We start from the raw sequence: 24145 nt of genomic DNA, 5'->3' as shown, positions 1-24145 counted from the left end.
CCGAGCTGGAGATCCTAAAGGTGAGGTTGCATAGAGACGGGACCATCACCGGAGGTATCCAGCGACCACGCGGAATCGTTGGGCCACACCAAAACCATTTCGGCCGCATCCTCCCGCTCGTCCTCTTCGAGCTGACGGTCGGCGAGGTCGGCTGGCTGTGCTTCAAACCTCGGCGACCATGGGTTCTCGAGGAGGTCACCGCGGTGACCCTCGCACCTATGCTCTGGATTGATGCGCAGCCGCTGTTCTACGGGTGACGGCAGGGTGTAGCTTGCGGGCTATGACCAAAGGTGACGACCGCGACCTGCCACACCTGCCCGTGGCTGACGGAGCTTGGGATGACGCGGTAGAGATTAGCGGAGACGAAGACTGGATCACAACCGAGCCGCAGCTGCGCTTGGACGGCGACCCGCGCATGTAATAGGTGTGCGAAACCCACGAGTCGTCACATTCAGCAGTCGGCCGGCGTTCAACGGTGTAATGGGCAGTGACTGGCACGTACTCGTTTGCGAGGTCGAAGACCGGCTGGCCCTCACGGCGACCGCCGAATCCGGCTTCTACAAGGTGACCGGCACCCGGCGCGCTGCTGTGATCGCCATACGGTCGGGCTTCCCTCCGACCGCCACCGTCATCGAGCGGTCTGGCGACCCCGTCGACGCAGCCTGGTCTCAGCTTTCCGTCTACGGGCTCCTGCTGCGGGTCACAGAGCCTGGTGTGCTGATCCCGCGTGCGAGGAACGAGGGCGGCGGTCTCGACATTCTGGACCTCGGGGTGGTAGAGCGGATCGTCCGGATAGTGCAATGCGACCCTCTGCACCGACGGTTGCAGTGATCCACGTGGTCGCGGGGCAAGAGAAAAGCGGCTCGACCACCGGTTAGATGGTCGAGCCGCCTTTCTTGTTCGCCTGGTCGAGCGTTAGATCCTATTGAGCGCTGGTTCTCCAGCCCTAGCCGCCGCAATCTCGGCGAGCGTCCCGAGAACCCCGCAGTCGGAACCGACATCACGGAACATCTCGCACTCCGCCTCAGGCTGGCAGAAGCGCACGGTTCCACCATTGCAGCCGGCCGTGCACCATGCATCCGCCGCGGCGCTCACGCTGTCACCGCCACTGCGGCCGCAGACCAACGACTTCCGGCGCCAGGGACAATCACCCAGGTGCCTTCGAGGAGCAATGTACATGTTGTCCAGGTCGGGTCGAACCGAAGCTCGCTGCGGTTCTCCATATCCACGTCGCCGAACTCGGCGACGAGCCGCTCGAGGCCGGCGATTACCTCTGAAGCCATCATGCTGCCACCCCAGTGCCTGCGAACGATCGCGGGTCCACCATCGGGATCGCGGCGAACGCTGCCGCTTGCTCGGCATGCGTGCCGGTTGGCGTGAAGAAGGCGGTGTCTTGCTTGACGCCCATCAGGCGCGAGCCTTCAGCTGAGCGAGTGCGACGGCGACGCGGGTCTGGGCGCTGCCGAAGTTCGCGACGATGAAGTGGTCGTGGTTCGTGATGCTGTTCATAATTCCCCTCCAGGATATGAATGGTGCAGTTGGTTGTGCGGGTGGTTGGTGGTGCAGGATCTACTTGGCAAGCAGGCGCTCGATGAGCGCGGTCTGCGCGGCCAGGTGGAAGCTCAGGCGGATCGTGTTCCGAGTCGCGACGTCGAAGCCGGCGAGCTCCGCCGCGTACCGGCTGGCGGCCGCGTCAACGCCGGCAAGAGCTGGGAAGAGCGAGACGAGCGCCTCTTCGACGGACTCGGCGGTGGACAGGTCGAGCTTGGTGGTGGTGGTGTTCTCTGGCATTTGGATCTCATTTCTCCGGCCCCTCAGCCGGTGGTGTGGGTGTGTGGTTGGTAGTGCGGTCTAGCGAAGTTCGAACGCCTGCTCGATAGACTCGGGTGAGTCGCCGTCAAGGTCACTGTCGGCCTCCGATGCCGAGATCTTGCCGATGATGCAGAGGGCGGCCAGTGCTTCCGTATTGCCGGTGGCGCTCCGCACCGACCCCCATGCCGGCCCCCAGACGGAACGCTGTCCGTCCAGGCTGTGCGGGTCGTAGGCCAGGTGGTGGATGCCACGGCCGCCGGGCTTGGCGATCCTGGCGCACCAAGAGCCGGGGCGGCTGTCGTGGCGGTGGATGCCTTTGAGTACGAGGCCAGCCTCGGCGACCTCAGCCACAGTCGGTTCGAGGTTTAGGTTTTCTTGGACTGACATGTCGTTCTCTTTTCTGTATGGGCTGCTTCCGCTGCCTGCATCTGGGCCTTCTGACCCCTTCACATACATAGAGGTGGCCACTTGCGCAAAAATCGGGGTGTTTTTGAGAAATACTTCAAAATCTTTTCTGACCAAAACTGGCGGGGGCACAGAAAGACACCCGGTGCACCGCACCGGGTGTCTCATGGTCTGGCTGGCCCCTGACTAGAAGGTGGTCTCCGCAACCACGGCGACCATCGCGCTGGACTTTTCCTTGAGGCCGAGCCCGTACCAGCGGGGGTAGCCGCCGACCGTCTTCTCGAAATCAGCTTCCAGGCGAGGAAGGATGCCACGCTCCTGTAGGCCTTCACGGATCGCCGGAAGGGTCCAGGAGGTGCTGCGTCCCTGCTCGAAGGAATAGGCCACGAACACGCGGCGGAGGTCAGCGCGGCCGCAGTTCATCTTCGCGGCCTCCGGGCCGGTGATCAGGCACTCGGCGATGAACCCGCCCAGGAAATCCTGGGAGGTGCGGTAGGAGGCCGTGGCTTCGGCGACCACGTCGCACGTGCCGAGGCCGTCCCGGCTGAACGCCAGGGCTCCCTCGACGAGCCAGCGCAGGATACCAGCCGACTCCGCGGCGAGCTTCATGGCCAGGTCGGCGTCCTTCTGCTCCGCGGACACGATGTTGTTGAACGGGAGGATGCGGACGCGGCGCCAGGTGCCGGCATCCTGTGCACGGATGGACGGGCGGTGGTTGGTGAGCAGCACCATCGTCGCGCTCGGCTCGAACGTCACCCGGGACTTGTAGAGACCACGGCCGCTGATCGTGTCGCTCGACGTCATGGTCTTCAACGCCATCTCGTCCAGCGAGTTACCGACGCCGGTCTCGGCCGAGAGCACGAGGCGCGCACCCTGCAGCTCGATCAGCATCTCATCGGTGAGATCACCGGTGAAGGCCTTGGCAGGCATCGTGCCGGCGTACGAGCCGACAGCCTGAGAGATGGCCTTCATCATCGTGCTCTTGCCGTTCTGTCCCCCGCCGGTGACCATGCCCATGACCTCCTCGACCGTCTTGCCGATCAGCGACATCCCGAAGAAGCGTTGGATGAACTTGACGTACTCAGCGTCGCCGCCAGCACTCTGCAGGATGAACCGCTCCCAGACTGTTGCCTTTGCCTCGGGGTCGTAGCCGACCGACGTCACCTTGCGCATGGCGTAGGCCGGACCGTGTGGCAGCAACTCGCCCGTCAGCAGGTCGACGACGCCGGACGGGGTGTTCAACAGGTACGGGTCGACGTCGCATTCGTCGGAGCGGAGCTGCACCATCGGGTCGCTCGATGCGATGATCCCGGCGTTCTTGATCGCGGCAGCCGATCGGCTGTTGCGGTAGCGCACCGGATCCTGGGCGTCGCGCTCGGTCAGCAGCTTGGTGACGTGGGCGACGTTGGGGCCGCGACCCTCGCTAGTCCAGATACCATTCTCGGCGTCGTAGCTGTTCCACTCACCCGTGGTCGGGTCGAACGTGTGGCTGCGGGTGTCGAGCAGCTCGTCGACCAGTCGCTCGGAACGGCCGGAGTCGTCATCCGAGTAGACGCGGGCAACGTTCTCGGCGCTGGTGATCGTGACCAAGTGAGTGGCGAGCAGGTCGGAGAGCGGGGTCGCGGCGCCTGCGGTCAACGCGGTTTGTAGGAAGTCGTCGATGCCGCCCTTACCGTCTGCGGTTACGCCGGGCGTGTCGATGACGTAGACGGTGGCGCCGGCCTTCTCCAGAAGCTGGCCGAAGGTTACGAGGGCACCACCCACACTCTTGTTGGTCCTCCAGTCAGCATCCCAGAAGAGGAGCTCAGTGCGGCCTTGGTGGTCGATGAGACCGACGGTCTCCGGAGCCAGCCGCGGCGTCGGCGAGTAGCCAGACTCGACGTCGCCAGAGACGAAGCCCATCGTCACACCGGTCAGGGCGACCGGGACGATCTCGAGACCTTCGCGGAGAGCGCAGGAGAGGATCGCGTCAGCCTTGGCCACACCCTCGGTCCAGGCTAGGACAGCCTGCGGGTTGACGGACAGCATCCGCTGACCGATCGGGTGAACATCGGCGGGGAGCTGTCCGACATCCGAGCCGCGGACCGCACCGGCCGGTGCCTCAAACTTCAGGCTGCGGCTCTTCGGCTTCTTGTCCTTGCCCAGGACGGGGATCGGTTCACCAGCCTGGTCGAGCTTCCGGGTGGTGCCGTCGGCTTCCAGCTCGTAGGTGAGGATGGTGCGGGGCTGGTCCGGCCGAACCTGGTAGAGGACCGGCTCGACGGGTCCGTGCTTAATCGAGTAGAGGGGGATGACCAGGCAGCTGTTGTCTTCGAGCAGCATGTTGTCGAGGGCGGCGCCGGTGTAGCCCGCGATCGCGTGCTTCTGGTCGCGACGTTCTGCCGTCGTAACGCCGCGGCCGCGTGCGACGTACTCGGAGTTTGCGCGCCACTGCAGGTAGGAGGCGTGGTGGCTGGCGAGGCGGTAGTAGCTTTCAGCGCTGCCAGCCGCCCACGCGGGCGTGAAGAAGGCATCGGAGTCGATGCTGCGAACCCAGTACGGGTCCGTGTCGTTCCGGATAGCCGCGGTTTCTGCATTGCGGAGCGCACGATCGCGGTTGGCGGTCATGAAGCCGAGAGCTTCCGGTGTGGCCGCTGGTGCCGCGGTCTTGGTGGTGAGAGCTGTGTTTGACATTTTGACCCCTAGGTTTTGAGGAGCTAGCTGCTCTCTCGCCACATAGAAGGGACGCTGTGCGCAAAAATCGGGGGTATTTGCCGAAATTGGTGTGAAGTACTTTCCAGCGGATGCTGCACGGAGTTGATGGACTCACCCTGGACTCACCTAGCGCACCCGGTTCTAGGGCACCCCGAGCTCCCGGCAGAGCCGATCAAGCCACAAAACTGCGCCACAGGGTGAGTTAGGTGAGTCCAGGGTGAGTCCCAGGGTGAGTCCGTTCGGGCATCCGGCAGAGATTCGAGACACCAACTTCCGCGTAATTACGCGGTTCTTGAACTGATTTTCTTCTTTTAGGTGTGTTAGGTGAGTTAGGTGAGTTGTTTTGAAGACTTTCTATGGTTGAAAATTGTTTTTGCCAAAAACGGCCTTTTCAGGCGGTTTCTGATTCTGAGTGAAAAACTTTCCCAAACGGACTCACCTAACTCACCTAACACACCCTGAGCCACATTTCCGCGAATCGGTAGGTAGCTGTCCGGGCAAGATCCATACCTGATATATGCGTGCGTCTGCCGAATGGGAGCACTCAGACTGGCGCGCCACCCATATTTGGGCGCACTGGCCGGTGGCTGACGCCCAATACCACCGCGCGATCTTCTCCCCTATATATGCGCGCGCAAGCGAACACCGGGCATGCCTACGAAGAACCCCAAAAATACTTCTTACCAATATCGGCAAATACCCTCAGTTTTTGCGCAAGCGGCCACCTCTGTGTGGTGAAGCAGTCATCCGGCTCTTCACCAGATAGAGGGGTCACACGCAGAATGTTCACAACCACCACCAAACCAACCGCCCATGCAATCGCACCGGCGCCGTACGGGGTCAAGCTCGAACCGCAGGATCACGCACGGCTGATCGTCACGATGGTCACCGGCCGTGGAACCGAAGCCACACCGGCCGAGCGCACCGCCGGCATCCGCGCCCGCAATGCCATCGTCACGGCCTACTGGCCTTGGATCGCCCGCGAAGCCACACGCACCTCCCCCTCCGCCCAGGCCTCCGAGGACCGCGCAGCCGAAGCCGTGGTCCGTTGCATCGAGGCCCTCGCGAAGTTCGACCCAGCCAAAGGAGTGCCCCTCAGCCGATTCCTTGTCGATTCGCACTCGGTCCACGGTGAGGCGGTCGCCCTTGCTGGGATGCCCGGCGACCTCGCGACTCGAGACCAGCGCCGCGGCTTCATCGGCCGCGGCCTCCCCATTCCCAGGCCGTCAAGCCTGGAGGCGCCGATCGGCGGCGGGGATGACGACCTGACTCTGGAAGAGGTAGTGCCGAGCTTGGAAGCCGGACCGGAAGAACTGGCTATGGTTTCTGAGCTGAAAGGGGCGGTTGCCGAAGCGCTGAGCCTGGTGAAGTCGGACCACCGAGAGATCCTGATTGCCTTTTATGGGTTGGATGGCAGCCGGCCTATGAAGCTGAAGGACATCGCCTTGCTGCGTGGGATCACCGAGAGCAGCACGAAACGCCGCCTCGAAAGCGCACGCCAGGCTCTCGCCGCAGGCACCCCTTCCCTCGCCGCTTACCTCGAGAACTGAGCCGCGACCATGACGCTAAACGTGACGGAAACCGCACCGACTCTCGCACCGACGCAGACCGCGCTGGCTGACCTGAGGATCGCTGTACGCGCCCTCGTAGCACCGCGGCCACCACTCGCCTCACTCATCGAGCAGGTCGCTGAGGCGGGCGGCCACAGCCTCGGCGGAGGCAGCGGTTCAGGTGGCGAGAAGCGCGGCCGCATCCCCATCTCCCCCGGTGCAACCGAGCTCTACGCCCGCATCGAACGGTCGGCCCGCGGGGCCCTAGCACAGCTGCAAGCGCAGCCGCGCCCGTACACGAAACGGATCACGGAAGCCCTCGCCGCGTCGCTGCCGTCCGCCACCGATCAGCGCAAGATCAACCCGGCCGCCGCACTCGTCTACTGGCTCGACTGGATGACAACGCAGGCGAACACCGCACGCGTAACGAGCGATGACCTGCGTGTCATGACGGGCTCCTTGCAGGAGCTGATCGACGCGGCCGACGGCTTGCTCCTGGTGACGCGGAAGGTGGAACTCAAGGTCACCTGCCCGACATGCCAAGCACGGAAGAGCGACGGCGGTTCATATGTACTGAGCGCACTGATCGTCGACGACCGGATGGAGCGGATCACCTGCTCTGCATGCGCAGGTAGCTGGGCGGGCCTCGACGCCTGGTCGCGTATGGCAAGGCAGGCTGGCATCATCCTCCCGCTCGATCTTTCGATGGTCTTGCTCACTGCATCGATGTAGGTCTAAATGGGATAGGGAATGGCGAGCACCCCAGGCCACGCGGCCTGGGGTTTTCTCGTGCCAGCAAACGTGTGTCCGATCGCGTTTCATATCTGTGAATTTCCTGGGCGTTTACCGAACCTTTGCTGAATGCTCGCGCATATGAGTAGTACACGGGATTCGTGTATCCAGATTCGGATGCGAGCTTCGTGTAGGTCTCTGGGAGGGGACAGAGCATATGTACGAATCACTCATTTCTTCCGGCCCACGCGTCGGTACCGTAGGCAAGATCGAGGCCTACATCGAGACACTCGATGCCAAGTCGGCGCGCCAGCTGCGGGCACACATCGCCAATCCGGCCACGCCGGTGCAGGCCATCCGCGACGCGCTACTCGCCAACGGATTCTCAGCCGGCCTAACCACAATCTGGCAGCACCGACATGACAGCTCACTTCCGATCCGGAAGGCGGCGTAAGCGCATGTACGAGATCATCGGCAAGGCCGCCCGTCAGGTTAAGATCCTGACCTTCGACATCGAGACCCGCCCCAACCTCGCGTACACGTGGGGCCTCTGGGATCAGAACATCTCGCTCGCCCAGCTCATCGAGCCTGGCGCCGTGTTCGCGTTCGCCGCCAAGTGGTACCACGAGAAGCGGACCCGCTTCCACTCCGACCACACCGACGGCCACGCCGACATGGTGCTGGCAGCCTGGAAGCTACTCGACGAAGCCGACATCGTGGTTCACTACAACGGCAAGAACTTCGACGTGAAGCACCTCAATCGTGAGTTCGTCCTCGCCGGTCTGACGCCGCCGAGCCCGTTCAAGCAGGTCGACCTCTTGCAGGTCGCACGCTCGCAGTTCAAGTTCCAGAGCAACAAGCTCGACCACGTGGCTAGCCAGCTCGGCCTGGGCGGCAAGACGTCGCACACCGGCTTCCAACTCTGGATCGACTGCATGGCCGGAGACGCGAAAGCGTGGCGCCTCATGGAGAGGTACAACCGCCAGGACGTCAAGCTCACCGAAGCTCTCTACGACCGGCTCCGCCCGTGGATCAAGAGTCACCCCCACATCGGCATGTGGACCGGCAAGCCGGACGCCTGCAGCAACTGCGGCCAGGACGGCCCGCACGAGTACACCGGCATCTACCGCACACTGCACCAGGCGTACGACCGGTACAAATGCCGCAACTGCGGCACCGCGATCCGCACCACCACCAAGCTGCACGATCCCATCAAGAACCGCCAGGCCGCATAGGCCACTAGCCCACCGCATCGTCAACCCACACCGGCCACCGATGCGGTGGGCTTCCCACATGCCCTCTGACCTGCGCACAGCGCCCCGCCGACAGATTGCCTGACATCGACCCCGAGGATGGTCGGCGCAGCAGACGTCGCCACAACCCCACCTTTGAGCACCGGCCTGTGTTTTGTCAACTTGAAGCCGGCCATTTCAGCGCTAATTAACCGGCCAGTTCGGCACTGTTTCCGGCCATTTGAGCAAGGCGGCCTGAACGGCCGGTTTTTGGGCGGCCCGGGCTATTTCATGAGGGCGTGTTTCACGCGGTAGGACTCGCCGCGGAACTGCAGGAGCCGGCCGTGGTGGACGATGCGGTCGATGACGGCTGCGGCCATGTTGTCGTCGCCGAATACCGTGCCCCAACGGGAGAACTCGAGGTTTGTGGTGATGATCAAGCTTCTTTTTTCATAACCGTCCGCGATGACCTGGAACAGGAGTCGGGCACCCTCGGTATCGATCGGTAGGTAGCCAAATTCATCGATTGCGAGGAGCCGGTTTTTGGCTATGTTGGCCAGCTCCCGATCGAGGCGGCCTTCATCTTTGGCGCGGCGCAGCTGCATGACCAGTGACGAGGTGGTGAAGAAGCGTGCCGGGATTCCCTCGCGGCAGGCGGCAGCGACCAGGGCGCTGGCGAGGTGGGTTTTGCCGGTGCCGACATCGCCGTAGAGGACGAGGTCCTCGGCTCGGTCGATGAACTCCAGCGACGTCAGTTCTTCTCGGCCGTAGTCCTCGGGGAACTTGACGCTGGAGTAGTCGAAACCTGTCAGTGATTTCAGCGCTGGTAGTCGGGCGGCGCTGAGTAGTCGTTGGCGGCGTGAGGCTTGCCGGGATTCGTGCTCGGCGAGGAGCATGCCGTGCAGGTACTCACGTTGTTTCGGGGTGCCTTTCTCGGCCCATTCGGCCAGCACGGTGTTCGTCAGCGATGCCTGCCGGCCGGTCTCGATGATGTCCTGAACGGTGACGAGGCTCACGCGATCTCTCCCGTCAGCGTGTTCACGGTGGTGAAGGCGTCGGTGGTGAAGATGTCATAAACACTCAAGTCCACGTTCTCCGCCGCCGGGGCGGTCCCGTCGGCCAGGCGCCGGGCGAGCATGCCCAACGCGGCGATCTCGGGGGCGTCTCCGCGCTGGATGAGCAAGTGCGCAGCAGTGATGGCGGCGTCGAACCCGGCCGATCCCGAGGCGGCATCGACGGCGTTGAGCAGCCTTCGCCGATTAGTGGCCGTGGCTTTGTCGAGCCAGTCGCGCACCGGCTCGGGGACCAGAGGCCGCAGCTGGGAATGCCCCCAGGCTCCGGGCTTGGTCACCAGCAACGGCAGCAGTGACGCCGGTTCGAAGATCGTCTCCGTCTGCCGGCCGAAGGCGCGCGGGAAGGAGCAGACGGGCGTGGCGTGCTCGTCGAGGATCTCGACGACGTCGTGGCGTAACCCGACGGTGAGGGTGCGGCTGTGGAAGGAGGACCCGGCCGCGTAGGTGTTCCCGTCAATGAGCAGGTTCCCGGTCTTGTCGGCAGTGCGGGACTCGTAACGCACCGGGTCGAACCCGACTCCGGGCAGCGCCAGAGACGCGGCGACGTCTTGGGCGAAGAGTTCGCTGATGGGCAGTCCTTTCCGGTAGTGCGTGGCCTCAGCCAACGCCATGCACCGGGCCATCAGCACGTCGTTCAGGCCCTGCAGCGTGGCCGCCTCGGGTTCGGGGACCATCAGGTTCCGGCGGAGGAACCCGACCGCGTTTTCCACGTTGCCCTTCTCGTTGCCGGAGTACGGATTGCAGTAACGGGACTCCGATCGGTAGTGCAGTTTGAACGCGCCGAACAGTTTGGTCTCAACCACCTTGGTGCCCACGCGTCGTCCGATGCCGGTGGCGTTATCAAAGACCAAGTGCCGGGGCGCGGCGCCGATGTGGTCGAACACGGTGCGCAGTCCGTGGCAGACGCACTCGGCGGTTTCGCCACGGTAAGCCTGAACAAAGCGCATGTTCGAGAACGGGAACGTGACGACGAAGATGTGTAGGACCTGCCGGATCCCACCGATGATGGCCTCGGCCTGCCCGAAGTCGACCTGCGCAGTGCCAGCCGGCCAGACCAATTCAGTGAAGCCCTCACCAGCCTGACGGTGGAGGGCATTCCACTTCTTCACGAAACGTTGCACCGGCGAATAACTCCCGCCGAAGGCCTGCTCGGCGACCAACCGGTCAAAGACCCGTTTGGCTGTGTGGCGTTGCTTGCGCGGCCGGCGCTGGTCCTCACCCAACCACTTCTCCACGGTCGCTTCGAACCCGGTCATCGCCGAGCCAGTCGGCCGGGCCACCGGCACCGGCGGCTTCGGTGAGTAATCGTGTTGCCCGGCGTATTTGACCACCGCGTCGCGGCTGACTCCCAACCGGCGGGCGATTTCCCGGCCCGGGATTCCGTGGGAGTCGAGTGTTCTGATATTTTCTTGCACGGACATGGGTACCGTCATCTGCTTCCTGGTTCCTTCCGGCGCGACCGCTTGGCAGTAGCTACGCCGTAAGGAACCTATCTGGGGGTGGCGGGCCCATGTCTCCAGCTCACTGAAGAGGGCCTCGGCCACCGGTGATCTCAATCTCTGCGACTTCCCCAAATCCAAGGTCTGGGAGGGGAATCGACTGGCCTGATTCTTAGCGCTCTTTTGGCAGGAAACCGGCCGCTAACTTGGCAGGATTCCAGTGCTGAAACGGCCTACAAAGAGTTGATCACACACAACCGGCCGCCTACCAAGGCCGTCAACGCCACACCGTGTGCGGGTCAGAGCCCCTTCTCAAGACCAGCCGGAAGAGCTGCGGATTAATCCGCACCACCGGCTAACGACCGGCAGCACACTCCCCTCCCCTGGTGTGCTGCCGGCCCTGAACGGCCGGCTGTGCTGCTTCTTGCCAGTGCACCCGGCCGTTCACCTTCCACCCAAATACCGCGCACTACCCGGAGCTCAGAGGGAGCCCGCAATGCCAGCAACAGAACTCGCCACCGTCTACGTCAAGATCGACGACATCCAGGTGGCCGACGCAACCAACACGACGCCCGACCGCGCGCTGATCAAACACGACGGCGTCGGGTACACGTTCCGCGTGGAGGTCGTAGACCCCGAGAAGCGCTTCAAGCGTGACGTCGACCGCGTCGCCCAGCGCTTCGAGGCTCAAGGTGATGCCGAATGAGCTTTAGCTCGCCGGATGGTGAGCTGCTGGACCTCTCCACGCCGCACGTCGAATATGGCGTACTCATGGGGTGCGTTCCAAGCTTCAACACCGCTGAGGCCGCACAGACAGCCGCCCACTGGCATGAGCACGTTATGGCACTCAGTAACGCGGACGGCTTCGGCCTTTTCGTCCACCTGGCGGAAACGTTCACGCACTCCGCCGCGGCCGCTGCTTGGTGCCACGACCTCAATAACAGCAGCTTCGCCCGCCCCGGTGACGAGTTCCGGGTCGTTCGGCTCACCGCTGAACTGGCCAAGGGAGTCAGAGCATGAGCCAGTGGGAGCTCGCCATGGCGGACCCTCGCTTCTGGCCCGTCCTTCTGCTCCAGTGGGCGTACATACTCGTTGTCTTCCTGTGCCTTCGCCAACGGGTTCTACGGCCTCGACCGCACGCAACCGAGGCCTGGAAGAACTACCCGGCCGCTGTCGCATGGTGCCGGCTCATCTCCTACCTACGCCGCCCCTTCGTGCAGATTCTCAATTGGATCGTCAAGTGACTCTCGCCGAGCTCATCGAGCAGCTGACCGAACTGGCAGCTGTGCATGGTGGGGACACAGTCGTATGGGCCATCCCTTATGGCGACATCGACCTTAACCATGTTCACTCGGCTGAGTTCCAGTCCTGGTCCAGCCGCATAGGTGCGGGCTCAGGCGTCGTCATCAGCGCTGGCTAACCAGCCCAACCTTCACGGCCCTTACCACGACGGCCGTTTCGCTTTAACCGCTCAGAGGGAGCAACAATGACCGACACAGCAGAACACAATACCGCATACATCCGGATCGTTGACCTACAGGTTGCCGACGAATCCAACGCCACGCCAGACCGCGGGCGGATCACCCACGAGGGCGTCGACTACGCGTTCGGCGTCGAACTGGTCGACAACGCGTGACGATCTTCGAGCTCGTCGAGAGGCTGCTTGACCTGGCCGGTGAGCATGGCGGCAACACCGTCGTCCATGTCGACACCTTCGATCGTGACACCGATGCGTTCACGTGTAACCCGGTGCAGTACGCCGGCTACTCGGACATGACGGACAGTGAGTCAGTCAGCAGCAATCCTTGGTTGATCTACATCAACTAGCGAAGGGCAATCTCCATCGGCCACCAGTGCAAATTCTTGTAGCCCTTCTTGATCCCAGCCTCGGTCGCCGGCGGTTAGTTCAAGACGTGCCCCTCATGGGCGTAGTTCATGACGCTCGCCGGGCTCACCTGACCTAACCCGGAGCGCGGGTCGTTGACCAGCGCGATGATCGCAGCGATGGCTTCCTTTGTGGTGTCATGCCAAACGACGATATTGCCTGGCCAGAGTAGGTCCCGCTCGCCCAGCGTCTGCACGCCTAGTGCGGACAGGTCCTGCAGGATCTCTGGGATCGTCAGCGAGCCCCGCCCCTTCATCCGCTTGACCAGTTGTTCTGTCAGTTCAGTGCCGTCCACGTTTCCCCTTGCGTCACCTGAAGGTATCGCAGCTCGGGACGGCAGCCACCCAAACACCGTCTTCCGCGGCCCTCCACTTCGAGGGCCGTTTCCTACTCAACGCTCAGAGGGATCAATAATTTGTCACTAGGTATCGACACCGGAACATCACAGCGGAACCTCGATTTCGGGCTCGCCCGTAGTCAGGGTTACGAATCCTGCTACGTGAAGCTTGGCGGCGATAACGTCACCCGCTACGTCGCACCGCACTACATCGCGCAGGTGGACAATGCCCGCGCCGCCGGAATGCGTGTCGGCCACTACTGGGTGCCGTCCGATGCACAGGATCCGGCCGGCGCCGCAAACTACTTCGTGGATCACCTGCGCGGTTGGACCGGCTCCGACTTCATCGTCCTGGACAACGAGTCGCTGGACGGCAAGCGTCACTACAGTGACCAGGCTGCTGCGGTATTCATCGACACCGTCCGGGCCCGCCTCGGAATCGGCGGACGTCAGGTCAAGTGCTACCTCGGTCTGAGCATCGAGCGGTCCAATGACTGGCCGGCTCTGCTCGGCACCGGCTGCGACTTCATCATCGCCGCATACGGCTACACGCCGTTCACCTACGACCTGGTCGGCAAGATCCCGGCTGACCGCAACGGCGGCCACCAGTACTCCTCGTCCGCCAACATTGGCGGGGTCACCATCGACGTCAATTCCTGGCGCGACTGGGCATTCGACTACGCCGGAAGCTCTCCGGCGGCACCGACCGCGGCACCGGCCAGCCCTGCGGCCTCCTGGTCCTACTGGGAGCCGAACGGCACTGGCGTCGCCAAGCGAGTTCAGCTCGCTCTGAAGGCCCGCGGCCGCTACGACGGCAGGTGCGACGACCAGTTCGGAGAGTTGACTCGAAAGGGCGTGCAGATCACGCTCAATGTCTCGCACCGCTTCGACGGACCTGTTGACGGGGTGATTGAGGGCGGCGGCTGCCGCGGTGTCCAGCAGTACGCCCATGATTTCGGCGACTACCCTGCCGAGCTCATCGACGCCCGGCTCGGCATCAACTCGTGGACCAACTTCGCGCTCGGTCTCGAGCGTCCGTAGCCACACGCACCGGCCGGCTCGTTCATCGAGCCGGCAGTTGCCCAAGGCCCTCAACACGCTCTAGCTCGACCTGGGTCTGTCTCAACTGATCTCCGCTCCGCTAGGGTGACCTCACGACGTGAGGAGCACAGTGGCGGGTCTGGAGTTCGAAACATGTGTTGTGTGCTCCGAACGTCATGCCCTCTGGCGCTGTGCCATGTCCGTCCACACGACGGCGGCTGGGGAGCGTTGCTCCGGCAATGTTGGATATCCCGAGGCGACCTTCGAGTCGAAGAGCGAGCAAGCGGCAAAGGTAACCCAGCGCCAGGCCGTCGCTCAGAAGGCCTTGCCACGGCGAGGTAGACCACCTCAGAGTTCACACGAAGCGTACGCAGGGCTTTCTGGGCAACCGGTCGTGTTGCGAACGCCAATACCCCAGCCCAAACAGAAGCAGAATCCGCCGGGTTCCCGGATGAACGCAACCACTGCGGCTGCGTCCTTCGCCAAGGTGGCGAAGGCCGAGCAGAAGGCACGGGACAAGCGAAAGAACAAGCTATTCGGGATGCACCCCCGCCGCACTGAACCGCTCGACCGCGGCATCTACCAGGTCAAAGGCGCGCGTCCCGTCAGCGGAGGCCTACCCTCTCTTGGGCGCGGCCACTAGGTGATCCGGCTCGTTCATCGGGCCGGCGCCAAGCCGGTTGCGCAGTAACCTGTCATCACCGTCGTGAGGAGCCCAGCCGTGTCCCTGCCTCAAATCGAATGCCCCGACTGCCACGAGCGACACCTCCTGTGGCGCGGGCGAATGGCTGTGCACGCGACGGCCGCGGGCCTCAGGTGCGACGGCACGATTAACGCACCGAAGCGGCCCGTGCGCACGAAGGCCGAGCCAGCGGAAGCGACCCGACAAGCGGCCAAAGGCACCAAGAAGCCCAGGCCGGAGATGACTCAGCGGGATCACGACGCGACCCACGGCAACCGTGCCGGAATCCACGACCCCGACCTTCTTGAGGCCTTCTCAGTGGCGAATGAGCGGAAGGGTCGAGGCCGACCTGCGGATAGCGCAGCACCGGAGCGAGTCATCTACCTGACCAAGACCACTCGGATAGTTTCCGGCGGGCTACCCAGTCTCGGCAGAGGGCGCTAGACCGAACCATCTGAACATACCCACCACCCATGAAGCGAGTCGCAACCTGCGACTCGCTTTTTGCATGCCTGCTCGGTGGGCAGAACGGCGGCCAGCATGACCCGCCTCACCGCTGGTGGTATCGCACCGTCAACTGGCCGCAGCACCCGCAACTGGCGCAAAGTCAAGAAGGAGTTCAGAGCTAAGTCAGCCGAGCTCAACTCACGGTGCGGTATTTGCCATCAAACGATCGACTACTCGATCACTAACACGACAGACGAAATGGTTTACGAGACCGACCACATCTACGCGCGGTCGAAGGCGGACAACATCCGCATCTCCGAAGACCCGGCCGGCTTGCAAGCGTCACACCGCCACTGCAACCGGAAGCGCGGCAACTCCCCGCTGAAAGTGTCGCTCGGCCGCCCTAGCGAGGCCTGGTAGCGCATTCGAAGCGATAACAGGCCTGGCCAAGACCCCACAGGGGTAGGGGGTCGCAGTTTTTCGCGTTCTCGACCCGGGCCCTGACTTCCGGGTAAGGGGCCCACACATATAGGCGTTTTCGCCAGACCCCCCTTCATTTAGGGCAGAGGGAGCATTTTCCGATGGCGCTAAACCCCCACAGGCCAGTCAAACCGCAGGGTCTGAGCAAAGTGGCGGCCCTGAAATGGACCGTCGTAGTGGCTCAACTCGACCCTGAAATCCTCACAAAAGCCGATTCTATGGCTCTCGAAATTCTCTGCGAGACCTTCTCCCGCTGGCACGAAGCAGTTGCTATGCGCCGGGCGAAAGGCCTCACACACACCAACTCCCAAGGCGTCGTCATCGCCCCATGGGTAGCCGCTGAGACCACAGCCGCGGCCGCCTACTTCGCACAGGCCGCCAAGTTCGGTCTAACTCCTGACGACCGCGGAGAGTTCGACGTCCGCCCGGAAGGGGCAGCTCCCGTTGACCCCGCCCTCGACACCCTCACCGCAGAACGCGATCGCGCCAAAGAAGGCCGCGGACCCCAAGCGGCTGGGGACTACTGAACCTCGGATCTTCACCCCTCCCCTTCGCGAGCTAACCCCCGAGACGAGCTGGGGCTTCAGCGTCATTTTCTTCGCCGAGAAGTTCTTGCCGTTGCTCAAGCTCCGGCCGTGGCAGAAGTGGCTCCTCATCCACATCGGCGAGATCCTGCCAGACGGATCCAACCGGTTCTCCACAGTCCTGGTCCTGGTGTCCCGCCAGAACGGCAAGAGCGTCATCTTCAACGTGCTCGGCCTGTGGACGCTGTTCATCGACCGCGGCGAGTTCATCATGAGCATCGCTCAGGACTTGAAGACCGCGCGCCTGATGTGGAAGAACGCGCTCAAGTTGGTCAAGGCCAACCCGTCGCTGAAAGCCCTCCTCGATCGAGTGTCGAACATCGCCGGCGCGGAAGCGTTCACCCTCAAGGACGGCAGGGAGTGGGGCGTCGCCAGCTCGGCGCCGGGTGCGGCCCGAGGGACCTCGAACAAGCTTGTCGGCTTCGACGAGCTGGGCTCCCAGTACACAACGGAGACATGGACGGCCATCAAGCCGTCACTGATCGCGGTGTGGAATTCCATGCTCATCGCGATGAGCAACGCAGGCACGTACCGCTCGGTCGTCCTCAACAAGCTGCGTGAGCAGGCAATTGCCGCCAAAGACGACCCGGATACCGGCCTCGCCATTTTCGAGTGGAGCGCCCCAGACGACGTAGAGGGTGACGAGCTCGACAACATCGACCATTGGGCACAGGCGAACCCGTCCATGGGTTACGGGGCGCTGACCGTCAAGACGATCCGTGACGCCCGACGGACCATGAGCGAAGGCGAGTTCAAGACCGAGCACCTGTGCGTGTACACGCCTCTGGCTACCGGCGGCGTATTCGGTGCCGGCGACTGGGAAGCATGCTCCGACCCGTCGAACGGACCGCGCTACCGCGGCTCGTTCATCTCCGCTTCGAGCGAGCGGATCATCTCCGTGGACACTTCAGCAGACCGTTCGATGACCTCGATCGGGATCGCGGGTTGGCGTGATGACGAACTCGCACACGTCGAGATCATCACTAAGCGCGAAGGCCAGGCCTGGGTGATTCCGTACTTGGTCGAGAAGTTGGCCAGCGACAACGCCGCCTGGACGAACGTCACCAAGATCGTGGTGCAGGGCAAGGCGACCACAGCTTCCCACCTCATCGAGCTCATGGAGAAAGCCGGCCTCCCGGTCTTCTCCCTCCAAGGCAGCGACGTCGGCGCCGCAGCCGGTGCCTTCTACGACGGCATCCGGGACGGCCTCATCCGGCACATCGACCAGGAAGACCTGAACGTCGCGGCAGCCACCGCCGCCACTCGCAAGTGGCAGGACTTGTGGGCCTTCGACCGTGACGGCTCCCCCGAAGACATCGCCGGCTTGATCGCCGTCGAGCAGGCGTACTTCGCGCTCACCATCTCTGCTCTGCGCTTCGGTGCGGATGCACCATCCATCTACGAAACGGAGGCTCCGCTTTGGGGCTAATCAAAGGCTTGGTGGGCTTCTCCAGGAAATCGGCGGGTACCGCAACTGCGACGCCGACGCCTGCTCAGACGTTCACCGCACACGAGACTCGTGCCCTCGTCGACAAGATCCGCGGGATGAACCCGGGCGCTCTCTACTACAAGCAGCCGTCCGTGCACTCAGCGGTCGACTTCATCGCTGGAAGCGTGGCTGGCCTCAAGTTGCAGACCTTCGAGCGGGTCAGCGACACAGACCGACGGACAGCCTCCGACTCAAACACCGCGAAGCTGCTCGCCAACCCCAATCCTGGTTTGACATCCTTCGAACTCAACCTGTGGCTCGCCTCCGACTACACCCTCTACAAGCGGGCGTACTGGTTCTTCGGCGAGACCCGCGACGGCTGGACCATCGTCCCGCTGGTCGTGCCGGCCGTCTCGATCAAATCCGGCACGGAAGCCGGCGGCGACCTGGTCATCACCTACACCGGTGGTGCCAAGTCGCAAACCATCCTGCAGAAGAACTTGATCATCTTCAAGGGCTGGAACCCTGAGCATTCAACCGAGCATGCCAGTCCGGCGGTTCTCTCCCTGCGAAACACGCTCGCAGAGCATGCCGCCGCCGAAGACCACCGCATCGCGAACTACCGCAACGGTGCCCAAGTTTCGCAGTTCATCAATCGACCAACCGCATGGGCGCCGGAAGCACGCAAGAAGTGGATGGAGTCATTCACGGAATGGCGCCAAAGTGGTGCAAAGCAGGGTGCCGCGTTCCTTCTCGAAGAGAACATGACCATCACGAACAGCACGCCGTTCAACTCTCGCGAAGCCCAGTGGTTTGAAGCCGCTCAGCTGACCGACGAGGTTGTCGCCCGGGCATTCAAGACCAGCCCCGACGTGCTGTCCGGCAAGAACCCAGCCGCGCTCACGGCCTTCTACAACGAGGTGGTCGGGCCGCTACTCGCCCAGTTCGAGTCAACGATCAACACCCGGCTGACCCCGGTCCTCGACCCAGGCAAGAACATCTACGTCGCGTACAACCTCAAGGCCAAGCTCGACGGCGACTTTCTCACCCGAGGTGCGGTCATGAGCACGGCGACCGGGCGACCGTGGATCACTGCGAACGAAGCACGCCGCATGGACAACCTGCCTCCGATCAACGACCCGGACGCTGACTCACTCGTGACCCCGCTGAACGTCCTCATCGGCGGTCAGGCGTCACCGCGTGACAGCGCCCCGCCAAAGTCTGCAGGGCAGGTCGCCGTGAAGGCTGACGCCACTGCGGCCGAGCCGGTCACGGCGACCGCGGACAGCGTCAGCGAGAAGGCGTTGCAGCAGGTCATCGACCGCTTCTTCGCACGCCAGTCGGTCGAGGTGCTCAAACAGCTTTCGACGAAGGCTGACGGCGAATGGTTCGACACGGCCCGCTGGGACAAGGAACTGGGCGACGACCTCTACAAGGCTGCCGTTCTCATCACCTCGCAGATCGGGTCTGACGCCGCCGCGGCTCTCGGCTTCACCGCCAGTGAGTACGGCGTCGATCAGACGCTCGCCTTCCTTAAAGCGGTCGCTGCATCACGCGCCACCTGGATCAACGCAACGACGCTCGCTGCTCTCGAAGCGGTGCGCGCCGAACCGGAGCCGGAGGACGACTCGCCCAGGCGGACACCCGAGACGGTGTTCGAAGAAGCGAAGACGTCCCGTGGCGAGCAGATCAGCCGAACAGTGCTGACCACCCTCGGGGCGTTTGCGCTCACCGAGGCGGCCAAGCAGCTGGCCGGCGACCGCGCGACGAAGACCTGGCACACCAATAGCACCGACCCGCGCTCCGCTCACAAGTCGATGGACGGCAAGTCGGCACGCATCGGTGAACCGTTCTCCAACGGGGCCCAGTGGCCCGGCGATCCGTCGCTAGACGCCGAAGGCGTAGCCAACTGCAAATGCTCCGTCTCCATCTACGTACCCCGCTAGGTCCTGAAAGGACTCCATGCTCACCAAATCATTGACCGCGCAGATCAACACTGCCGAGGTCTCGGACGGGCTCGGCATTGTCACGGCTCTCGTATCCGCCTTCCACGTTGTGGATTCGTACGGGGACGTGATGATGCCGGGGGCGTTTCAGAAGACGCTCGCGGCATGGGCCGCCAGCGGCGACCAGATCCCATTCCTCTGGAACCACGACACCTCTGACCCGTTCAACTTCATCGGCGACATCACCAAAGCCGAGGAGACGGCAGCAGGCCTGCTTGTTGAAGTCCAGTTCGACCTGGAAAACAAGAAGGCACATCAGGTGTACCGCAACTTGCAGAGTCGCAGGATCAAGCAGTTCTCGATCGGTTACTACCTCAAAGCGTCCGCCACGTCGGTGCGCGACGGGCTGGCCGTCCTCGAACTGTACGAGATCGACCTCCTCGAAGCGTCCGTGACCGCCTACGGCGCCAACCCCGAGACCGAACTTCTCGACGTGAAAGCCCTCGCGGCTGATCTCGTCGAGGCCAAGGCTGGCCGGACCCACTCGGCCGCCACCATCGAGCGAATGCGCGCCGCGTACGAGCTCCTCGGCGAGCTCCTGCAACCCGCAGCGGCTCCCGAAGCCGGCACAGACACAGATGCTAAGGCCGCGCCCGGCCAAGCAGCCACAGCCCAGGAGCCGCCCACGGCCACGGCTCAGGAGCTGCCCGCCAAGGACGCCGCCAATGAGGCCGTGAAAGCGCTCCAAACCCAACTCCGCCTCACCGTCCTGAAAGGACTCATCAATGTTTGATCTCATCGCACTCAAGGCCGAAGCCTCCGCCCTCATCCTCAAGTTCAGCACCGCCGGAGTTGAGACCACGGACGCCGAGTTCGCCCGTCTCGAAACGGTGACCGCCGAAATCAAGTCGGCCGGTGAGCGTGAAGCTCGCATCGCAGCGACCAAGTCGGCTGTCGCTGGCATCGCCTCGGTCAGGGTCGAGAAGGCTGCTGACACTGACATCGAGGCCAAGAGCTTCGGTCACAACTTCGTCAAGAACGGCGACATGGCCGCGTTCAAGGCGCACCGCAACCAGGAGGTTCCTGAGTTCAAGGCTGTCGGCCCGACCATGGTCGGCACCGAGCTGATCAGCGACATCGACCGGGTCATCGTCAGCAACCTGCGCCCCGCGGAATCCATCGAGGACCTGTTCGGGTCCGGCAACCTCTCCGGCAACGCGCTCGAGTACCGCTACGAGCTCCCCGTCGAGGGCACCATCACGGCCGTCGCCGAAGGTCAGGCGAAGGCGCAGGTCAAGTACACCTACGACATCGCACGCGAGACCATCGCCGAGGTGGGCGCGTCCATCGAGTTCACCGACGCCATGACCGAGGACCTCGACTATGTGGTCACCGAGATGAACGGCTCGCTGCTCAAGGACCTGTCCCTGAGCACCGATGAGCAGCTCCTCTACGGCGACGGCACCGGCGTCAACCTCAAGGGGTTGCTCGGACGTACCGGCGTGCAGACGCTGGTCTCGGCCTCCGTCGAAGACAACCTCGACAACATCAAGCACGCCGCCACCCTGGTGAGCATCGGCTCGCAGCGTCAGGCTGACTACCTGATCATCAACCCGCTCGACTTCGACGAGTTCATCCTGGCCAAGGACAAGAACGGCGCCTACCTCGGAGCCGGCCCGTTCGTTGCCACGGTGACGCAGGGCATCTGGTCGATCACGGCGTTCGTCACCTCCAAGGTGGCCGTGGGCACCGTGGTCGTGGGCGCGTTCGCTTCGGCCACCGTCCTCAACAAGGGCGGCATCAAGTCCAAGTCGACCGACTCCCACGAAGGCAACTTCGTCAAGGGAATCACCGTGGTCGTCGCATCGCGTCGTCTCGGCCTCAAGGTCCCCCGGCCGGCAGCGTTCGTGAAGCTGACGCTCTCCAGCGTCGCTGCCGCGTAGCACCACCGCACCACCTCTGAACGGCGGGCGCTCCCACCCGAGCGCCCGCCGGTCACCCCAACTTTTCAGCACAAGGAGCCACCGTGCAGACCTACGAAACCCTGCTGCCAACGCCCAGCAACGACCGCAACAGCGAACTGCTGGAAGCCGGCGAACGGTCGGTACGAGATGAGTGCGGTTGGCACATTGCCCCGTCCATCACGGAGACCCTCATCCTCGACGGCTCCGGCGCGGGCACCCAGTTCATTCCTTCCGCCTACATCACCGATATCTCGGCCGTGATGAACGGCGACCAGGTGATCGACCCGGAGACACTCGAATGGAGCGCGGCAGGATTCGCCCGCCTACCCGCCGGGCAACGGTGGACAACACGCCTCCGCGGGGTGCGGATCACGCTGACGCACGGTTACGACTCGGCCCCGGTCGTGGTGGAGATCATCCTCGCGATGGTCGCACGCGCCGCCGCCAGCCCAGAAGCTCACACCCGGGTCGCGATGGGCGCCGTCAACATCGGCCACTCACTCGTCGCACCGGGCGTCTCCGGCGGGCTCGTCCTCATGGCCCACGAGAAGGTCGGGCTGACGCCCTACCGGCTCGGGTCGGTGAGCTGATGGGGCTGTTGACCCGCGTCACCTTGGGCGTGACACGCGCCCCGGTCATCCGCCAACGCGGAAGCGAGCAGCGTGACTGGGCCGCCGCGCGATCGCACCGTTCACCAGGATGGCTCTTCCAGCCTGAGGACAGCACAGCAACCCCGAACGACGGGCGCGAAGACCTTCGCACGGACGCCACAGCCATCGGCCCGTTCAGCGCCGACGTGGCCTACGGCGACCGGGTCACACACGGCGGGATCGCGTACCAGGTCTTCACCGACCCGCAGCGGTGGCCGGCGCCGGTGGACAGCCTGGCGCACACCGTCCTCAAGCTCACCAGATTCCGAGGCTAGAACCGAATGGCAAGATCACGCTCCTCATCCAGGATCGACATGAACAACAAGGGGATCGGCGCTGTCGCAAAAGGCGCGTGGATGCTCGGCTCGGTTGACGCTATCGCTCACCGTATTGCACAGGTTGCCGGGCCCGGGTTCGAGGTCAGCACCCGCCGCGGGAAGTCGCGTGCGGTCTCGTCCGTGTACAGCGCTACCGATGAGGCGAAGAAAGCAGAAGCCGAGAACCGCGCGCTGACGCGGGCCATCGACGCAGGCCGCAGCTCGTGAGGTTCTACGACATGGAATCCGAAGTAATCGACGACCTCAACGCTCACTTCACCGACGCGCCAGCAGCTGACCGGCCGCCCGAATTCGGAAGCCGCTTCATCGTCGTGCATCGGACCGGCGGTGTCCTGGCCTCACGCGTCAGTGATAACCCGATCCTCGTTGTCGAATGCTACGACGCCACGCCAGAGCAGGCCTACCAGCTTGCCGCAGAGGTACGCGAACACCTCGCCCAGCTCCCCCGCCGGCTCACCACAGACCCTCGCGTCTACAAGGTAGTCGAGACGGCAGGACCGGCGTCACTGCCGGACCCGCGCAGCACCAGTCACCGCTACACGCAGACCATCGCAGTCCACACGAGAGGCAGGCGCGCCGAATGAGGCTCACCTTCAACACCCGCGTCAGCCTTCCGGGCGTCGCATACGCAGCTGGCGAAACACACGAGGTGAGCGACGCGCAATGCCGCGAGTACCTCTACCAGGGCTACGCCCGGATTGCTGACCCGGCACCGCACGCAAAGGCCGCCCAGCCTGCCAAGACCACCCCAACCGCAGTACCAACAACCACCGGCGCTGCCGGGGAACAGGAAGCCTCAAATGGCTAAGAACGACTCCAACATCCGCATTTACGGTGACGAGGAGGCGACCGTTTGGGTTGCCCCTAAGGGCACCGAACTCCCCGACGACCTGGCCGCGCTTGCCGCGCCGTACGCAGACGCCGGCCTGCTCGGCGAGGACGGCATCGAGTTCGAAGGCGAGCCCGAGACCGTCGAAGTCCGGGTTCACAACGGCTTCCGGATCGCCCGCACCAAAATCACCGGCGGCAAGCAGACCGTGAAGATCGTCTGCTCCGAGACGAACGCGATCACCAACGGCCTCATGTACCCGGCGGCAGTCGTCACCACGACAGCCGGTGTCACCCGGATCGACAACAAGGAGAAGTTCGTCTCCGACGAGCGAGTGTTCGTGATCGAAGACTACGACGTCGACATTCACACCCGGACGGTCATCACCCGCGGTGAGGTCACAGAGCGCGGAACTGTCGTCCAGAAGGCCGACAAGGAAACCATCTTCGAGTTCACGATCACGTCCTACGGAGCGATCTACACCCTCACCAACGACGCCGCCCTCGCAGTAGCCGCGGCGTAACCAAGCCGGCGGGCGCGAGTTCGGCGATGTCTCGCGCCCGCCTTCCATCACATCGCCACCCAGCAGTATCCCA

At 63.6% G+C, this 24145-nt stretch carries 31 protein-coding genes; 23 read left to right on the top strand and 8 right to left on the bottom strand.

Annotation, left to right across the window (positions count from 1 at the left end):
- The first annotated feature begins 480 nt into the window (after window positions 1-480).
- On the top strand, window positions 481-831 hold the full coding sequence (locus BJQ95_RS04945) for a hypothetical protein (protein WP_130176491.1): 351 nt from the start codon (window positions 481-483) through the stop codon (window positions 829-831).
- 260 nt (window positions 832-1091) lie between these two features.
- Here BJQ95_RS04945 and BJQ95_RS04940 read toward each other — a convergent pair whose 3' ends face one another.
- The 5 genes from BJQ95_RS04940 to BJQ95_RS04920 form a co-directional block, all read right to left on the bottom strand.
- The gene (locus BJQ95_RS04940; RefSeq protein ID WP_130176492.1) at window positions 1092-1286 is read right to left on the bottom strand and encodes a hypothetical protein; all 195 of its coding nucleotides are present in this window, start codon (window positions 1284-1286) and stop codon (window positions 1092-1094) included.
- On the bottom strand, window positions 1283-1408 hold the full coding sequence (locus BJQ95_RS04935) for a hypothetical protein (protein ID WP_256041529.1): 126 nt from the start codon (window positions 1406-1408) through the stop codon (window positions 1283-1285). The genes BJQ95_RS04940 and BJQ95_RS04935 overlap by 4 nt, the downstream gene beginning before the upstream one ends.
- 161 nt (window positions 1409-1569) lie before the next feature.
- Complete coding sequence (locus tag BJQ95_RS04930) at window positions 1570-1791, bottom strand: hypothetical protein (RefSeq protein ID WP_130176493.1); 222 nt, start codon at window positions 1789-1791, stop codon at window positions 1570-1572.
- A gap of 60 nt (window positions 1792-1851) precedes the next feature.
- Window positions 1852-2199 (bottom strand): hypothetical protein, encoded by a 348-nt coding sequence (locus BJQ95_RS04925; protein WP_130176494.1) that lies wholly within the window; start codon window positions 2197-2199, stop codon window positions 1852-1854.
- Between the two features lie 204 nt (window positions 2200-2403).
- Window positions 2404-4890: a phage/plasmid primase, P4 family gene (locus tag BJQ95_RS04920; RefSeq protein ID WP_130176495.1), complete on the bottom strand. Its 2487-nt coding sequence runs from the start codon at window positions 4888-4890 to the stop codon at window positions 2404-2406.
- A gap of 803 nt (window positions 4891-5693) precedes the next feature.
- Between BJQ95_RS04920 and BJQ95_RS04915 the strand changes: the two genes are divergently transcribed.
- From BJQ95_RS04915 to BJQ95_RS04900, 4 genes are all read left to right on the top strand, one after another.
- Entirely contained in the window at window positions 5694-6461 is a 768-nt protein-coding gene (locus BJQ95_RS04915) for a sigma-70 family RNA polymerase sigma factor (RefSeq protein ID WP_165384855.1), read from the top strand.
- Between the two features lie 9 nt (window positions 6462-6470).
- Window positions 6471-7193: a hypothetical protein gene (locus tag BJQ95_RS04910; RefSeq protein ID WP_130176497.1), complete on the top strand. Its 723-nt coding sequence runs from the start codon at window positions 6471-6473 to the stop codon at window positions 7191-7193.
- 217 nt (window positions 7194-7410) lie between these two features.
- On the top strand, window positions 7411-7647 hold the full coding sequence (locus BJQ95_RS04905) for a hypothetical protein (RefSeq protein WP_130176498.1): 237 nt from the start codon (window positions 7411-7413) through the stop codon (window positions 7645-7647).
- 4 nt (window positions 7648-7651) lie between these two features.
- Window positions 7652-8428, top strand: a complete 777-nt coding sequence (locus tag BJQ95_RS04900; protein ID WP_165384856.1) for a ribonuclease H-like domain-containing protein — start codon at window positions 7652-7654, stop codon at window positions 8426-8428.
- A gap of 281 nt (window positions 8429-8709) precedes the next feature.
- On the opposite strand, the gene istB is transcribed toward BJQ95_RS04900, so the two are convergent.
- Together istB and istA are read right to left on the bottom strand one after the other, a co-directional pair.
- Window positions 8710-9441: an IS21-like element helper ATPase IstB gene (gene istB, locus BJQ95_RS04895; protein WP_205750142.1), complete on the bottom strand. Its 732-nt coding sequence runs from the start codon at window positions 9439-9441 to the stop codon at window positions 8710-8712.
- Window positions 9438-10919, bottom strand: coding sequence for an IS21 family transposase (gene istA, locus BJQ95_RS04890; protein ID WP_130178144.1), 1482 nt, complete (start codon window positions 10917-10919; stop codon window positions 9438-9440). The genes istB and istA overlap by 4 nt, the downstream gene beginning before the upstream one ends.
- Window positions 10920-11433: 514 nt before the next feature.
- On the opposite strand from istA, the gene BJQ95_RS04885 reads away from it, so the two are divergent.
- The 5 genes from BJQ95_RS04885 (at window position 11434) to BJQ95_RS04865 (ending at window position 12764) form a co-directional block, all read left to right on the top strand.
- The gene (locus BJQ95_RS04885; protein ID WP_130178111.1) at window positions 11434-11643 is read left to right on the top strand and encodes a hypothetical protein; all 210 of its coding nucleotides are present in this window, start codon (window positions 11434-11436) and stop codon (window positions 11641-11643) included.
- On the top strand, window positions 11640-11957 hold the full coding sequence (locus BJQ95_RS04880) for a hypothetical protein (protein WP_130178110.1): 318 nt from the start codon (window positions 11640-11642) through the stop codon (window positions 11955-11957). Before BJQ95_RS04885 ends, BJQ95_RS04880 begins: the two co-directional genes overlap by 4 nt.
- Window positions 11954-12181: a hypothetical protein gene (locus BJQ95_RS04875; protein WP_130178109.1), complete on the top strand. Its 228-nt coding sequence runs from the start codon at window positions 11954-11956 to the stop codon at window positions 12179-12181. The genes BJQ95_RS04880 and BJQ95_RS04875 overlap by 4 nt, the downstream gene beginning before the upstream one ends.
- 242 nt (window positions 12182-12423) lie before the next feature.
- Window positions 12424-12573, top strand: a complete 150-nt coding sequence (locus BJQ95_RS04870; protein ID WP_165384956.1) for a hypothetical protein — start codon at window positions 12424-12426, stop codon at window positions 12571-12573.
- Complete coding sequence (locus BJQ95_RS04865) at window positions 12570-12764, top strand: hypothetical protein (RefSeq protein WP_130178108.1); 195 nt, start codon at window positions 12570-12572, stop codon at window positions 12762-12764. The genes BJQ95_RS04870 and BJQ95_RS04865 overlap by 4 nt, the downstream gene beginning before the upstream one ends.
- Before the next feature lie 74 nt (window positions 12765-12838).
- Here BJQ95_RS04865 and BJQ95_RS04860 read toward each other — a convergent pair whose 3' ends face one another.
- A complete protein-coding gene (locus tag BJQ95_RS04860; protein ID WP_130178107.1) occupies window positions 12839-13117 on the bottom strand; it encodes a hypothetical protein in 279 nt (92 codons plus the stop codon).
- A gap of 120 nt (window positions 13118-13237) precedes the next feature.
- Here BJQ95_RS04860 and BJQ95_RS04855 point away from each other — a divergent pair, with 120 nt between their 5' ends.
- From BJQ95_RS04855 to BJQ95_RS04795, 13 genes are all read left to right on the top strand, one after another.
- Complete coding sequence (locus BJQ95_RS04855) at window positions 13238-14200, top strand: GH25 family lysozyme (protein WP_165384955.1); 963 nt, start codon at window positions 13238-13240, stop codon at window positions 14198-14200.
- A gap of 1222 nt (window positions 14201-15422) precedes the next feature.
- Window positions 15423-15749, top strand: a complete 327-nt coding sequence (locus tag BJQ95_RS04850; RefSeq protein WP_130178105.1) for a hypothetical protein — start codon at window positions 15423-15425, stop codon at window positions 15747-15749.
- A gap of 161 nt (window positions 15750-15910) precedes the next feature.
- Window positions 15911-16336, top strand: a complete 426-nt coding sequence (locus BJQ95_RS04845) for a P27 family phage terminase small subunit (RefSeq protein WP_130178104.1) — start codon at window positions 15911-15913, stop codon at window positions 16334-16336.
- Window positions 16254-17822, top strand: a complete 1569-nt coding sequence (locus BJQ95_RS04840) for a terminase large subunit domain-containing protein (protein ID WP_165384954.1) — start codon at window positions 16254-16256, stop codon at window positions 17820-17822. Before BJQ95_RS04845 ends, BJQ95_RS04840 begins: the two co-directional genes overlap by 83 nt.
- Window positions 17813-19768: a phage portal protein gene (locus BJQ95_RS04835; RefSeq protein WP_130178102.1), complete on the top strand. Its 1956-nt coding sequence runs from the start codon at window positions 17813-17815 to the stop codon at window positions 19766-19768. Before BJQ95_RS04840 ends, BJQ95_RS04835 begins: the two co-directional genes overlap by 10 nt.
- Before the next feature lie 31 nt (window positions 19769-19799).
- Window positions 19800-20561, top strand: coding sequence for an HK97 family phage prohead protease (locus tag BJQ95_RS04830; protein WP_165384953.1), 762 nt, complete (start codon window positions 19800-19802; stop codon window positions 20559-20561).
- Window positions 20554-21711: a phage major capsid protein gene (locus BJQ95_RS04825; protein WP_256041528.1), complete on the top strand. Its 1158-nt coding sequence runs from the start codon at window positions 20554-20556 to the stop codon at window positions 21709-21711. The genes BJQ95_RS04830 and BJQ95_RS04825 overlap by 8 nt, the downstream gene beginning before the upstream one ends.
- Window positions 21712-21794: 83 nt before the next feature.
- The gene (locus BJQ95_RS04820; protein WP_256041527.1) at window positions 21795-22322 is read left to right on the top strand and encodes a hypothetical protein; all 528 of its coding nucleotides are present in this window, start codon (window positions 21795-21797) and stop codon (window positions 22320-22322) included.
- Window positions 22322-22657, top strand: coding sequence for a hypothetical protein (locus BJQ95_RS04815; protein WP_130178100.1), 336 nt, complete (start codon window positions 22322-22324; stop codon window positions 22655-22657). Before BJQ95_RS04820 ends, BJQ95_RS04815 begins: the two co-directional genes overlap by 1 nt.
- Before the next feature lie 39 nt (window positions 22658-22696).
- A complete protein-coding gene (locus BJQ95_RS04810) occupies window positions 22697-22927 on the top strand; it encodes a hypothetical protein (protein WP_130178099.1) in 231 nt (76 codons plus the stop codon).
- Between the two features lie 11 nt (window positions 22928-22938).
- Complete coding sequence (locus tag BJQ95_RS04805; protein ID WP_130178098.1) at window positions 22939-23304, top strand: hypothetical protein; 366 nt, start codon at window positions 22939-22941, stop codon at window positions 23302-23304.
- Entirely contained in the window at window positions 23301-23528 is a 228-nt protein-coding gene (locus tag BJQ95_RS04800; RefSeq protein WP_130178097.1) for a hypothetical protein, read from the top strand. The genes BJQ95_RS04805 and BJQ95_RS04800 overlap by 4 nt, the downstream gene beginning before the upstream one ends.
- On the top strand, window positions 23521-24072 hold the full coding sequence (locus BJQ95_RS04795) for a hypothetical protein (RefSeq protein WP_130178096.1): 552 nt from the start codon (window positions 23521-23523) through the stop codon (window positions 24070-24072). Before BJQ95_RS04800 ends, BJQ95_RS04795 begins: the two co-directional genes overlap by 8 nt.
- Window positions 24073-24145: the final 73 nt, after the last annotated feature.

The sequence above is a fragment of the Cryobacterium sp. SO1 genome, from assembly GCF_004210215.2.
GTDB lineage: Bacteria > Actinomycetota > Actinomycetes > Actinomycetales > Microbacteriaceae > Cryobacterium.
This window is presented reverse-complemented; position numbering and strand designations above follow the sequence as displayed.